This is a genomic window from Thermogutta hypogea (assembly GCF_055386265.1).
Genome location: NZ_AP042425.1, coordinates 2,835,604 through 2,848,795 on the forward strand (window position 1 = coordinate 2,835,604; position 13,192 = coordinate 2,848,795).

A 13,192-nucleotide genomic window follows, 5' to 3' on the forward strand; every position below is an offset into this window, starting at 1 on the left:
ATGGCTCTCAAAGTCTTCATCAGCGGGAAGTTTTACGACAAGGACGACGCCAAGATCAGCGTCTTCGATCACGGTCTGCTCTACGGAGACGGCGTATTCGAAGGCATCCGCAGTTACGCGGGCAAGGTCTTTCGCATGCAGCAACACTTGGATCGGCTTTGGGACTCCGCCAAGGCCATCTGGCTCCAGATCCCCATGAGTAAAGAGGAGATGGCCGCCGCCATCGAGGAGACCTTGCGGATCAACGGAATCGAAGACGGTTACATTCGCGTGGTCGTCACCCGCGGTGCCGGGACCTTGGGTCTAGACCCCAACCGTTGCAGCCATCCCCGGGTCATCATCATCACCGACCACATCTCGCTCTATCCGAAGGAACTGTACGATCAAGGTTTGGAGCTGATCACCGTCAGCACGATTCGCAATCACCCGGCGGCGCTCAGTCCGCGCATCAAATCGCTGAATTACCTCAACAACATCCTGGCCAAGATCGAGGGCCTCCAGGCGGGCTGCATCGAGGCCTTGATGCTGAACCACAAGGGCGAGGTGGCTGAGTGCACCGGCGACAACATCTTCCTCGTGCGGAAAGGGGAATTGCTGACGCCGCCGAAGGAGGCCGGCATCCTGGAGGGAATTACCCGCGACGCCGTCATCGAGTTGGCCTGCGAGTCGGGGATCGCGGTCCGGGAGATTCCGTTGACTAAGCACGACGTGTACATCGCCGATGAGTGCTTCCTTACCGGAACGGCGGCGGAGGTCGTTCCCGTGGTGAAGGTGGACAGCCGTCCCATCGGCGACGGCAAGCCCGGCCCCGTCACCCGCGACCTCATGGCGAAGTTCCACCGATTGACTCGCAATCACCGCTCTTAGAACGGCAAGTTTTCGCCGGGCGATAAGGCCGCTCGCGTGAGAAAAATGCCGAGCTTGTCGACCGGCCCGGGTCGATTATAATGATGGTGTGGGCGAAGCCGTATTTCGGTCGGTCGCCCATTCGTCCAAGGGCTATAGCGTTTCGATTATTCCCAGCTCCGGCACGCTATCCGATCGGTACGTGCCGAGCCGCCTCCGCTTTTTTTCGGTCGACGGCGAACCGTAATCGCCGACGCCATATTCGTGCGTTCTGTTGCGTGTACGACAGAGTCGGTCCCAAGGTTCGTGCAACGGTGGAGGTGTGGTCGAGTTCGCGCGATGGATGACGTTCGTCGGCAGTGATCGTTCCCGTTTCCGTTATCTTAAATCTCTTTTATATTTTGCTCGTTTATCCACTGCCGCTTGAGGAAATCGGTCTCATTAGCGTGTCTTGACCGCGTAAGCGAAATGCACGGAGTGCATGCCGTTCGCCCTTAAAACGGTGCAGCCGTTCTGCGGCGAACAGGTCTGCGATCCCCCCATCACCGTGGCCGATTCGGAACGGCCGTCTCCGTCGGGAAGTGGTCTCCGCCGACTAACTTTTCATGGCGTCTGACTCCGCTTCCTTTCATTCTTTTCTTGCGTCGCCGGTTTGACGTTGTGCCGGCGACAAGGAGGGTCTTATGCGCCTCCTCAATTCCGTGATGACGGGGCAATCGATATCGCCGCCCGTCGTCCCAGCCGTGATCAACCACGATACGGCCCAACTTTCCGGTGGTTCCCAGCTCTCCTGCCCGCCCCGGCTTCACCGCCTGTCCGAGGTGCGTCTTCGCCAAGGCGTCTCCTTGCGGACCATGGCGCGGCGGATGAACGTGGATGTCCGCACCGTGCGCCGCGAAGAAGATCCCGCCAACGATCTTCCACTATCGGTCATTTACCGCTGGCAACGGGCGCTGGAGGTCCCTCTGACGGAGCTGCTGTCGGAGATCGAGGAACCCCTCTCCGCGCCGGTTCTCAAGCGGGCCAGGCTGTTGCGCTTGATGAAAACGACGATGTCGATCCTTCGCCGGACGCGGCAACGGTCGGTGCGACTGCTGGCTCAAATGCTGGCGGAACAACTGATCGAAATCATGCCGGAGTTAAAGGACGTGAATGCTTGGCATTCCCGCCGCCTACGCCCCAAGCAGGCGAAGCTCGGCCGGTCGGCGCTCCGCCGCTACCGATTTCGAGCTTAGCGCGGCCGACCGCGAAAGGATTGCGACCGGCACCGTCACCGGGCTGAAAGTCGGGGGCCCGGTATTGCCTCCGTATGGTGCGAGCCGCATCGGGCCCGCGCCGAACGTGCCTTATGCCGCCTAGGCGCCGCTCATAGAAGCGCCGCTTGGCGGCGGATTTCCAATACGATGGCGGTCCAATCCCAGTCGCCTCGTCCCTGGGCCAACGACGCCAGGTAACGGTCGCGGATCAGGCTCAACAGCGGCATGGGCGTCCGGGTTTCCGCGGCGGTCTGGGCCACCAGGGACATGTCCTTCGCGCCCAAGGCTAACCGAAAGAGCGGTTCGCGGTGTTCGCCGCTCAAGAGGTGCTTCCCGTAGCCTTTGTAGATGAAACAATCGAATAGAAACTCGGTAATGGTTTCGAAAAAGGTCTCGGCGGGCAAGCCGCTCTTTTCGACGAAGGCGAAGGCTTCGCCCAACGACTCCACGACGGCCGCGATCAGAAAGTTAGACGCCAATTTGGCCGTATGAGCGGCCTCCGGTGCGTCGCCCAGCTCCAAAACCCGCCTGCTGATGCACTGCAAAATGGGCTTCACGGCCTCGCGCGCGGCGGGGGGACCGGAAATATAAAATGTCTGCCGTTTGGCGGCCACGGTGTCCGGTCGGCCCATCACGGGACAGGCCAAGTAAGTGCCGCCCTCCTCGCGGTGCCGCGAGGCAAGTTCAGCCGCCGTCTTGGGAGAGATCGTACTCATCGAGACGTGGATCCCCTGTCGTCCCAGTCGGCGAAAGACGCTGCCGTCGGCAAAAAGCCCTTGCAAAGCCGCGTCATCCGAAACGCATGTCATCAGAATACCGCTCGGCGGAACCGCGTCGGCGGGCGTATCCACGCGGACCGCGCCGAGTTTTACCAAAGGTTCCGTCTTTTCCGGAGTTCGGTTGTACACTCGCACGGAATAGCCCTCGGCCAACCAATTGGCGACCATGGCGGCCCCCATCTGGCCGATCCCGATGAACCCCAATGAAAGCGACTCCTTGGAAAGCGAAGTGTCCACCGCGTCATCTCCTCAAAACCAGGGAAATCTCGCCGTTCACCCGGCGGCCGGCTTCATACCCACACGATTCGCCCTGCGGACGGGCCTTTTTCACCAACGAAAAACCCCCGCGTGCACCCGGCCGGGGCCATGGGTCATTCTGAACCTTCATCCGGCGGAAGAAAACCCCACCGCACCAACGCAGGGGCATCGCCCCCGCCTTGAACCGATCGCCGAGATCTTCCCTAGCGAATCGCCGCCGGGCGGCCGCCTTAGATAGACTCGGAGGCCATGACCGAAAACGATCGGGCTTCGTCGATCATTGATCCTTGCGTCGGGGCGATGCTCGCAAACGGCGACGTGCTCGCCGCGTGCAGGACGATGCAAGCCACCTCGGGAGGGCAGAAATAGCGAATGGGAAACTCACCGCCGACGCCCCGGGTCACGTACATCGCGGTCGGCGGACGGTAGAACGCTCCCGCCGAATAGCGGATGCCCGACGCACACGGCGTCAGGATGGGTCCCAGCCACGGCATGCAAATCTGGCCTCCGTGCGTATGCCCCGCCAAGACCAAATCCACGTCGTTGCGGGCGGCCCAGCGGAGCTGATCGGGCGTATGGGCCGATAATAGGCGGAACGGCCGGTGCGGATCCCCGTTGACGGCGGCATGAAAATCCGGAGCGCCTCCCCACCACGGCCGCTCGTCTCCGCCCAGCAGAAGTACGTCGCGACCGATCACCAGACGCTCCACCCGCCCGCCCAAATCGACCAAACCGGCCCGGATCAGCCGGTCACGAATTCGCGCGGCATTCAAGCGAAAATCGTGATTGCCGAGGATGAAATAGACGCCGTGCTTGGCTTGGAGGCGGGCCAAGACCTCCGCGGCATGTTCAAGACAGTCCTCGTGGTCGACGATGTCGCCCGTAATCACGGCCAGGTCGGGCTGCCGCGCGTTGGCGGCGTCCACGACCGCTTCGTAGAAATCCAGGTGGATGCGGCCGCTGAAGTGCAAGTCGGAAAGATGCAGCACCGTCAGGCCGTCGAGACCGGGCGGCAACCGCTCGAGCTGAAAACCCACGTCCGTGAACTCGCAGAGCGAGGACTCGTTGCCCGGCAAACGCAGGACGCGGCTATGGGTCTGCACGCGGGAGCGGGCAGGCCGCCGCGGGTAATCCGGCGCACGGGCGCTGCCCGACAGTTTCGGACGCACGGCCTTCAACGGCCGGGAACCGTTCTCCGGAGTAGGCGCGGGCACCGCCACCCTGGCGCTGAGCCGATGATAGCGGACCACGGGCGGATGCCCCTTCAAGCGGCGAAAGACGCGGACCGCAAGGGAGTACGGCAAAATCGCCCAGCAGAGCAATACGTACGCATTGGCGACCCAGGCGATCAGCGTGTCGGCGGACGTCGGCCAACCCGCTCCGCCCGGCCAGGTCCAAAGCGGCAGATCGCCGCGGACGAGACCCACCGTAAACGCGGATGGGATCGCTGCGCCTACGATTACCAAGAAGGCCGTGGTTTTGCTACACACGCCGTAGGCCAAACCGCAACCGTGCAGTCGGTTCCAGAGGACGGCCCACAACACGACGTGCCCCGCCATCGCAACCAGGGCACCGACGAGAACCCAAATGTGCATGATTCCGAAAGAAGCCTGGCTGTTTGCTAAAAAAAGAAAAACGTCCGCGCGGGATGAACGAACCGGGACTTGCGGCCTGATCAGCCGGTCGATTTCACCGAAGAAGCTCGCCTCGGCCTTTCCGCCGCTCTCGGGCTTCGAAAACCGAATGCTATGCGCGGAGGCATCCGCTCCGTGCCGCGCAACAATACTATGATTATTGTCGGCGCCCGGTCGCGAGAAAAGCGTGAAAACCGGTCCGCAGCTAGTCAAGAGGCGATCGCCGCGTCGCGCCTCCATCCCGCACCGGTTCTATCGTCGGCTTTCCTGTGCCGCCGGTTTGCAAGGCCTTTTCTTTCCGTTACCCTTGAAAGTCTGTATCGCGACGGGTTGCTGGCCCATTCCATGGGAAAGGTAGGGAGATTGGCTCTGATGAAATGCCCCCGGCAAGAACGACATCCCCGGCACGATGATTTCCTTTCCAGTCGGCGCATTTTCCCCCCGGGTTTGACCGGCAAGGAACCGCTGGCGGACGTGTTGGACACCGTTTTCCTGGCCTACAACGGTGCGCGTCTCCGTGAAGGCGCCCAACTTTTCGTCCGGAAGATGCTGGAACCGGAGGTGACGGTCGGGATGTCGCTGGCGGGCGCCCTGACTCCGGCCGGATTGGGTGCGTCCTGCGTGGTTCCCCTCATCGAGGCGGGTTTCGTGGATTGGATCGTCTGCACGGGCGCCAATCTCTACCACGATTTGCACTTCGCCTTCAACTACCGTTTGGTGGCGGGCGACTTTCGCATCGACGACCGAACCCTTCACGAGGTCGGCGTGGTCCGCATCTACGACGTGCTGCTCTCCCTCGACGAATGCCTGATCGAAACGGACCGCCGGGTCCAAGAAATGCTCAATCGGCCCGAGTTCCAGCGGACTCTCAGCACCGCCGAGTTGCACTACCAGATGGGCAAGTACGCGGCCGAGGCGGAGGAAAAGGCGGGGTTGCCGCACGTCTCGGTTCTTGCGGCGGCCTACCGCAACGGCGTGCCGATCTACACCAGCTCGCCGGGAGACTCCACCATCGGCATGGTCGCCGCCGAGCGTTGGCTGCACGGCAGCGCCCTGCGACTCGATCCCTTGGCGGACGTCAACGAGACGACGGCCGTCTACTATTGGTCCAAGACCGAGTACCGCAAGTCGGCCGTCCTCATCTTCGGCGGCGGCAGCCCCAAGAATTTCGTGCTTCAGACCGCGCCGCAGGCTTCGGACATCTTGGGCCTGGATACGCCGGGCCACGATTACTTCCTGCAATTCACGGACGCCCGGCCCGATACCGGCGGCCTGTCCGGCGCAACCCCCCAGGAAGCGGTGAGTTGGGGGAAGGTCGATCCGGAACATGTACCCGACTCCGTGGTTTGTTATATCGATTCGACCGTGGCCATGCCCCTGGTGACGGCTTACGCCCTTGCGCGGCGGCCTCCGCGCCCGCCGAAACGCCTTTACGATCGGCGAGCCGAGCTGTTGGAACGACTGCGGCAGGCGTGCTTGCAAGCGAAAGCCGGCGATTGACCGATCGGAGCGAGTTTTCGTTTCCGGCCGGCGGCCGCAGGCCATGCGTGCGCCTACAATAAGAGGCATATGGATTCCGCCGTATCCCGCGTCCGCGTCCGACCCACTCGTCAGGGGCTTTACTATCTAGCCCTGGCGATCGGGATTTTTTTGGCGGCCTGTTCGCGCCAGGTCAACATCCTGCTCTTAATGGCGGGCTTCGTGGCCGGCCCGTGGATTTTCGGCTGGTGGCCGGCTCGAAACAATCTGCGGGGCTTGCGCTTACGCCGGCGTTTGCCGCGGGGAATTTGTGCGGGCGATCTTCTGGTCGGACGGTTCGAGGTCGAAAACGCGCGACGCCGCCCACGCTGGTCGATCCGCATCGAGGATACGGTCCGGAGAACGGCTCCCAACGGCGATTCGCTGAGCTTACCCGCCGCCGTGGACGTCACGGCGCTCCTCCGCTTCGTCGCCGGCATGGAAACCCGGAGCGCAACCTTCCAGGGGCGTTTGCCTGCCCGCGGGCGTTACGAATGGGGGCCCCAGCGTCTCAGCAGCCGATTCCCCTTCGGCCTCTTTGAAGCCTCGTGCACGGTCGAGAGCCGCGAATCTATTCTTGTTTACCCTTGCCTGGGCAAGCTGACGCGGCAGTGGTTCCAACGGGCCCACCCCGATTACGACGGCCGCGCCCGGCGCGAAACCCGGCGCCAGCGCATGTCCGGCGATTTCTTCGGCCTCCGCGAGTGGCGGTCGGGTGACAGCCCGCGGCATATCCACTGGCGCAGCTCCGCGAGACTCCAGCAGTTGTTGGTGAAGGAGTTCGATCAACCGCGCAACGAGGATGTGGCGATTCTCTTGGCCTTGTGGGAGCCGGTAGCGCCCACCGCCGTGGAGCGCGAACGCGTGGAGGAGGCCGTCAGCTTCGCCGCCACCGTGCTCGACGACCTGTGCCGCAGAGGCGGCGGCAACGTAAGCCTGATCCTATCGGGCGCGGAGGTGGAACGCATCACCGGTCCCGCTTCGCCCGGCTTGCTCGATCGCGCCATGGAGAGCCTGGCCGTGGCGACGGCGACGCATCGCGATCCGCTGCCGCCGCTCCAAGCGGCCTTCCGCTCCGCCCACACCGCCGCCGAGGTCATCTTGGTCACCACGTATCCGCTTGCCGTTACGGCGGACGGCGGCAACGGCTCGCCGACGAACGGCATAAAGCCGGACCTCCGGTTCGCGGCGCCGGGCCGATCCGTTCGGGTGCTGGACGTCGCCGAGGGGGGACTGCGGAAGTACTTCCAATTCCAGCCGGGAGCGGCGCTCACGGCGGCGAGTGGAGACGGCGGCTTTGCAGCGGCCCATGCGACTGCGGATGGCGAGGCGTCGCATCACCCGGCCGCCGCCTCGTCCTCCGGAGATTGACCGCGCCATCATCGTTCCGAGATCTGCCATGCACCGGTGGGAGCTTGCCAAAATCGAACGGCTGTTGCAAGCGTGCACGGCCCTTTTGGCGGCCCTCGGCACCACGCTTTTGGGCATGGGTGAGCAGAGCGCCCTGCTGCCGTCGGCGGCCGCGACGGCCTCGCTCGCATCGTTCGTTCTGACGGATCGCCTAGGGCTGCTCCGCCCGCCGCGCTGGCTGACGAACACGGCCATGCTCGCCGCCCTGTTCTTGGTCGCCTCCGAGGTCTTCCGCTACCAAGGCACCATGCAGGTCCTGGTCGTGGCGAATTTCCTCGTCTATCTCCAAATCATCTTGCAATTCCAGAAAAAGGACGTGCGGATCTACCGCTACCTTCTGGTGATCAGCCTGTTCCAGGTCGTCTCGGCGGGAGCGTACTATCAGAGTTTTCCCTTCGCCTTTCTGCTCACGTTGTACTTGGCCGTCGGCCTGACCGCGTTGATGCTGCTGACGATTTACGAGCAGGCCCTGCGAACGCCGCCAATCGCCGCCGCGGGCAGCGCCTCCGCGGGTCGGGATGCGAACGAGCCTGCCTTTATCTCTCAACCTGCCGAGTTCGCCGGGTCTGCCCCACGACGCGGTCTGGTCGAGCTGAACCGCTCGCTGCTGATAAGAATTTTGCTGTTGGCAGGGGGCACGATCGCGTTCGCCGTGCTGCTTTTCGTTGCCGTGCCGCGTCTCAGCGGCGGGGCCTGGCAGGGAGCCGGAGGGCGCATGGTCCGCGGCATCGGTTTCTCCGACCAATTACGGTTGGGAGAGGTCGGTTCCCTCTTGGAGGACTCTTCGCCCGTCATGCGTGTGCAATTGGAGGACGCCTTCACGGGCGAGCCGGTCTCGCGCGGCGGCGCCATCTACCTCCGCGGCGCTTCGTTCGCCCGTTACGCCGACCGGCGCTGGCTGGACCCCTTTGCCCCCTGGTCTCCGGTCATGACTTCGCTAGCGCCGTTGCGTCCGCAACCGGGTCGCCGCTTTGTCCGCCAACGCATCACCTTGGAACCGATCGAAACGCCGGAATTGTTCGGCATTTGGCCCTACGGGGCGGCCGGAGACGGCGAGTTCATGTACGACCCCGTGCAGACGCGGATCTTTCGAATCTCCGGCAGCGCCGAGCAGCGGACCACCTACGTCTTGGACACGACGGCTTTCTCCGGCGAAACCCTAGCCGACTGGGCGCCGGCCTTGGAACCGGTCCACGTGCCGCTTTTCCTTCAGGTCCCCGAAGACATTTCACCCGAGGAGTGGAATCGCCGCATGGAACGGCGGAGCCTGCCCTACGGTTTTTGGGGAGCGCCGCCGCGAGTGCCGCCGCCGCCCCCTCCGCCCCCCGGCGGCTGGGACCGGCTGCGACGCCTGGCGGACGATTGGGCGGCGGAATTCGCCCGCGAATCCCCCGAATCGCCCAACGACCATTACCGCCTAGCCTTGTTTTTCGAGCGCAACCTGGCCTCATCCGGACAATTCCGCTACAGCCTGGACTCTCCGCCCCGCAACCCTGTCTTGGATCCCGTCATCGACTTCCTGACCGACCACCGGGAAGGCCATTGTGAATACTTCGCCACGGCCCTGGCCTTGTTGCTCCGCTGCCGCGGTGTTCCTACCCGCGTGGTCATCGGTTTCAAATGCGACGACTACAACCCCCTGGGCGACTTTTACCAAGTGCGGCAGCAGGATGCCCACGCCTGGGTAGAGGTCTATTTGGCTCCCGACAAGATTCCCGAACGATTCCGAGCCGAGGCCCCGGCCGAGTGGTTCGCGAACGGGATTTGGCTGCGTCTGGATCCCACGCCGCCGGATCGGGACGCCATGTCCGCCGCTCGCAACCCCTGGAACCGATTCTCTCAGACCTTCCACTGGCTCGACTTCGTGTGGCTGAAATACGTGGTGCAGATGGATCGGCCCCGTCAACGCGAGGCGGTCTATCAACCGGCGGTCGCCAAGTCGCGTCAACTGTGGCAAACGATTTGGGATCGCACCTTGGGGCGAGAAGAATTGGCAGCTCGACGGCGAGCCGCGTTTGCGGCCCTGACTTCCCCTGTCGGCCGAACCGTAACCGTCTTGGCCGCGACGGCGTTCGCTCTCATCGCCCTCGGCCTGTGGATTTTGTGGCGGTTTCCCATCCGCCGCGCGAAACTGCTGCGCAGGCTCGGCGTGCGCTCCGGTTATTTGATCTCGCCCAAACGCTTGGGGCTGGAGTTCTACCACGAATTCGAGAAGATGTTGGCCGCCCACGGACGCCGACGCCCGCCAAGCCTTACGCCGCGACACTTCATGGAAGAGGCCGCCGCCGCAATTTCCCCACACCCCGAAGCAGCCGACTGCCACGCGGGGCTGCTGGAATCGGGCAACCGAATCGTCGATCTCTATTACCGGGGAAGGTACGCCGGGCGCTTGCCCGGGCCCGACGAAACCGCCCTGGCTCTGGACGCCCTGGACCGGTGGCGGTCGGCGCTGCGCCGCACCTCGCAACCCCAACCATAGCGGTGGCCGCTGCCGTTCCCAAGTACGGCAAGCCATTTTATTGACAACAATATAAATCCAGTCTAGAATCCGGCGGGGAGCGATCGAAGCTACATTATTTTTTCTCAAAGGAGAGTGACATGATCGAGCACCCGTCCCGGTTCAACCGACCTCGGCATGGTTCCCGCCCGAGGGCGTTCACTCTGGTGGAGCTGTTGGTGGTGATCGCCATCATCGGCATTTTGATCGCGCTGTTGCTCCCGGCCGTGCAGGCCGCCCGGGAGGCCGCTCGCCGGTCCCAGTGCACCAACAACCTTAAGCAGATCGGCCTCGGCCTCCACAATTACCACGACGTCTTGAAGACGCTGCCGCCCGGCTCGTTCAATCTCCGCGAGGCGTGGCCCTCCAACGGCACCAACTGGCGATGCATGATTCTGCCCTACCTCGAGCAGAAACCTTTGTACGATGCTCTTCAATTCCGCAGCGATCAGCCGTACACCTTCATGGGCGGGGGGGCGGCCGGCGCCAATGCCCTGTATGGCAATGAGGTCCTGCGGCGGCTTCTAATTCCCGTCTATCGCTGCCCCTCCACCAACATTCCGCAGTTCGACAATCAGAATGATCCCGTCGTTAACAATGAACAAGAAACCATGATGATTACTTACGCCGGCATTCAAGGGGCGGCTCGACCCGTTCCGGGGCCGGATCCTGCCGCCGGTACGCGGGACTGCGGACACGGTTGGTCGTGCAACAATGGCATGATGCCCGCCAACGAATGCTACGGTCTGGAGTATTGCCGCGACGGCACCTCGAACACCATGTTGGTGGGTGAGCAATCCGGCTTGGTGCAGCGGAAAAACCGTACCTCCAACTACTACGGCGGATGGTACGGCAGCCGACATCCGCGCCCGATCGGCGCCTCCTCGTGCGGCGACCTCTGGCAGACCGGCACCACCTGCGTGAGGTTCGGACCGAATTCCCAGATCGTTCAGACCGGCGCCACCGAAAACAAGTATCGCAACAACACCATCTTGAACTCCGAGCACCCCGGCGGCATCAACGTCCTGTTCACGGACGGCAGCGTCCGCTTCATTACCGATACCATCGACTTGATGGATTTGAAGCGATTGGCTTGCCGCTTGGACGGCGAGCCGACTCCCAACTTCTGAGTTCAATCCGTCGGCCAGGCGGAATCAGCGCAGGGCCGGCTTTTCGGGCCGGCCCTGTCTTATACCTTAGTTCCTGCATCTCGGTTTTCAGGAGAAAAGCGCTATGACGCGGGGGAACGCGTACGCAGCGGTCGTGGTTTTTTTAGTCATCGGCTGCCTCGTAATCGGGTGCGGACGCCGGTCCAAGCCGACGGGCACGGTATCGGGTACCGTCACCTTGGACGGGAAGCCTTACGTCGATGCCTCAGTGATCTTCTTCAGCCCCGCCACCGGCCAGGGTGGTTCCGCCAACATCAACCCCGACGGAACCTTCCAGCTCTCCAAGCCGATCGAGGTCGGCGAGTACATCGTCTATCTGGCACCGCGTCTGGAGGAAGACCCGGCGGCCGAACCCAAACCCGTCTCCATCGACAGTACCGTGCCGGAAAAATACTGGAGCGAGGCCACGAGCGACATCCGATGCGAAATCAAACCGGGCACCAATCAGATTCCAGTGGAACTGCGTCGCTAGCCGGAGCAATGTCGCGGTCATCCCGACCAGGTTTGCCTCCGGCAACGGCAATGCGCAAATCGAGTGTACCAATTCGTTGACACGACGTTGTCGCAGGGGTAGTATCATTCATTAGAGGGGGCTAGCAGCCTGTTGAAAAAGTGTTTGCTAGCACAACTGGTAGCGGTTGCAATCGGCTTCCACCCACGACGGCTTGTGCAAGCGTTTTTGTTTTTCAACAGGCTGCTAGGCGTGGTGGTTGTGTTTTTGCTTGTTCTCATTCAGGAGAAGTGTCATGTGCTCACTCATCGATATCGTTCGGCGCCGGAAGTGGTTGCCGGGTAAGGAGGGATTCACCCTCGTGGAGCTGTTGGTGGTGATCGCCATCATCGGTATTTTGATCGCGCTGTTGCTCCCGGCCGTGCAGGCCGCCCGGGAGGCCGCTCGCCGGTCCCAGTGCACCAACAACCTCAAGCAATTGGGGCTGGCTTTCCACAACTATCACGATGTGTACAAGGTATTCCCGGCCTATCAATACATGAATACCCCGACGACCTGGAACTCGTGGCGGGGTCACGGGGCGCTGACGATGATCCTGCCCTACATCGAGCAGCGGGCGTTGTACGACCAAATGGATTTCCGGTTCGAGTGGGATAACAACAACGAGTCCAGCATTCCCACTGCGTCCGCTCCCACGAATTTCTGGATTTCCCAACGCAAAATCGACGCTTTCCTCTGCCCCAGCGATTCGCCGTACCCGGATCGTGCTTACGGGGGCAACAACTACATGGTGTGTGGGGGTGCCCGCCGAGGGTTCTACGACACCGGAGCGGCCGTGCCGGCCAGCGGAGTCTTTTTACGGCGAGTGGAAACCGCCATGGCCGAAATCTTCGACGGCTCCAGCAACGTCATCATGCTGAGTGAACAAATCAAGGGGGACAATCAGGGAGGTTCCTTGACCCTCCGTCGCGACTTCACCAACAATAACCCGCTGACTCAAGATCAGTTCCCGCCCGCTGACGCCATCGAGGCCGCCGGGGTCACTTGCGACTCGAACGCGACGGCGTGGCATCAGAGCAATGCGGGACGGCAATGGAATGCCAGCTTCCCGGGCTTCATCGCCATCAATACCATCGCCCCGCCCAACTGGAAGCACATCAGTTGCTGCGACGGCGGAACGTTCGGCTACGCCTGCGACCGCAACGGCATCGTCCCGCCCAAGAGCATGCATCCCGGCGGCGTCAACGTCACTGTGGCGGACGCGTCCGTGCGTTTCGTTTCCGAGACGATCGATCTCACGACCTGGCAACGTTTGGGCGGCCGGGCCGATGGCAATCCCGTAACGTGGTAACGCTCGACGGAAGGAAATACCGA

General features: G+C 62.7%; 10 protein-coding genes. 8 read left to right on the forward strand and 2 right to left on the reverse strand.

All coding sequences use genetic code 11. The features are described from left to right. Together ilvE and ACZ5B4_RS10205 are read left to right on the forward strand one after the other, a co-directional pair. Entirely contained in the window at nt 1-867 is an 867-nt protein-coding gene (ilvE, locus tag ACZ5B4_RS10200) for a branched-chain-amino-acid transaminase (RefSeq protein ID WP_464911123.1), read from the forward strand. Between the two features lie 662 nt (nt 868-1,529). Beyond that, complete coding sequence (locus ACZ5B4_RS10205; protein WP_464911124.1) at nt 1,530-2,081, forward strand: helix-turn-helix domain-containing protein; 552 nt, start codon at nt 1,530-1,532, stop codon at nt 2,079-2,081. A 131-nt stretch (nt 2,082-2,212) separates the two neighbouring features. Here ACZ5B4_RS10205 and ACZ5B4_RS10210 read toward each other — a convergent pair whose 3' ends face one another. Both ACZ5B4_RS10210 and ACZ5B4_RS10215 read right to left on the reverse strand, forming a co-directional pair. After that, nucleotides 2,213-3,118, reverse strand: a complete 906-nt coding sequence (locus tag ACZ5B4_RS10210; RefSeq protein ID WP_464911125.1) for an NAD(P)-dependent oxidoreductase — start codon at nt 3,116-3,118, stop codon at nt 2,213-2,215. Nucleotides 3,119-3,369: 251 nt separating this feature from the next. Further along, nucleotides 3,370-4,734 (reverse strand): metallophosphoesterase, encoded by a 1,365-nt coding sequence (locus tag ACZ5B4_RS10215; protein ID WP_464911126.1) that lies wholly within the window; start codon nt 4,732-4,734, stop codon nt 3,370-3,372. A 411-nt stretch (nt 4,735-5,145) separates the two neighbouring features. On the opposite strand from ACZ5B4_RS10215, the gene ACZ5B4_RS10220 reads away from it, so the two are divergent. The 6 genes from ACZ5B4_RS10220 (at nt 5,146) to ACZ5B4_RS10245 (ending at nt 13,169) form a co-directional block, all read left to right on the forward strand. Then, nucleotides 5,146-6,273 (forward strand): homospermidine biosynthesis protein, encoded by a 1,128-nt coding sequence (locus ACZ5B4_RS10220; protein WP_464911127.1) that lies wholly within the window; start codon nt 5,146-5,148, stop codon nt 6,271-6,273. Between the two features lie 69 nt (nt 6,274-6,342). Then, on the forward strand, nt 6,343-7,662 hold the full coding sequence (locus ACZ5B4_RS10225) for a DUF58 domain-containing protein (protein WP_464911128.1): 1,320 nt from the start codon (nt 6,343-6,345) through the stop codon (nt 7,660-7,662). A gap of 28 nt (nt 7,663-7,690) precedes the next feature. Further along, the gene (locus ACZ5B4_RS10230; protein WP_464911129.1) at nt 7,691-10,180 is read left to right on the forward strand and encodes a transglutaminase TgpA family protein; all 2,490 of its coding nucleotides are present in this window, start codon (nt 7,691-7,693) and stop codon (nt 10,178-10,180) included. Between the two features lie 119 nt (nt 10,181-10,299). Beyond that, entirely contained in the window at nt 10,300-11,328 is a 1,029-nt protein-coding gene (locus tag ACZ5B4_RS10235) for a DUF1559 domain-containing protein (RefSeq protein WP_464911130.1), read from the forward strand. Between the two features lie 103 nt (nt 11,329-11,431). Then, complete coding sequence (locus tag ACZ5B4_RS10240; RefSeq protein ID WP_464911131.1) at nt 11,432-11,839, forward strand: peptidase associated/transthyretin-like domain-containing protein; 408 nt, start codon at nt 11,432-11,434, stop codon at nt 11,837-11,839. Nucleotides 11,840-12,113: 274 nt separating this feature from the next. Then, entirely contained in the window at nt 12,114-13,169 is a 1,056-nt protein-coding gene (locus ACZ5B4_RS10245) for a DUF1559 domain-containing protein (RefSeq protein ID WP_464911132.1), read from the forward strand. Nucleotides 13,170-13,192: the final 23 nt, after the last annotated feature.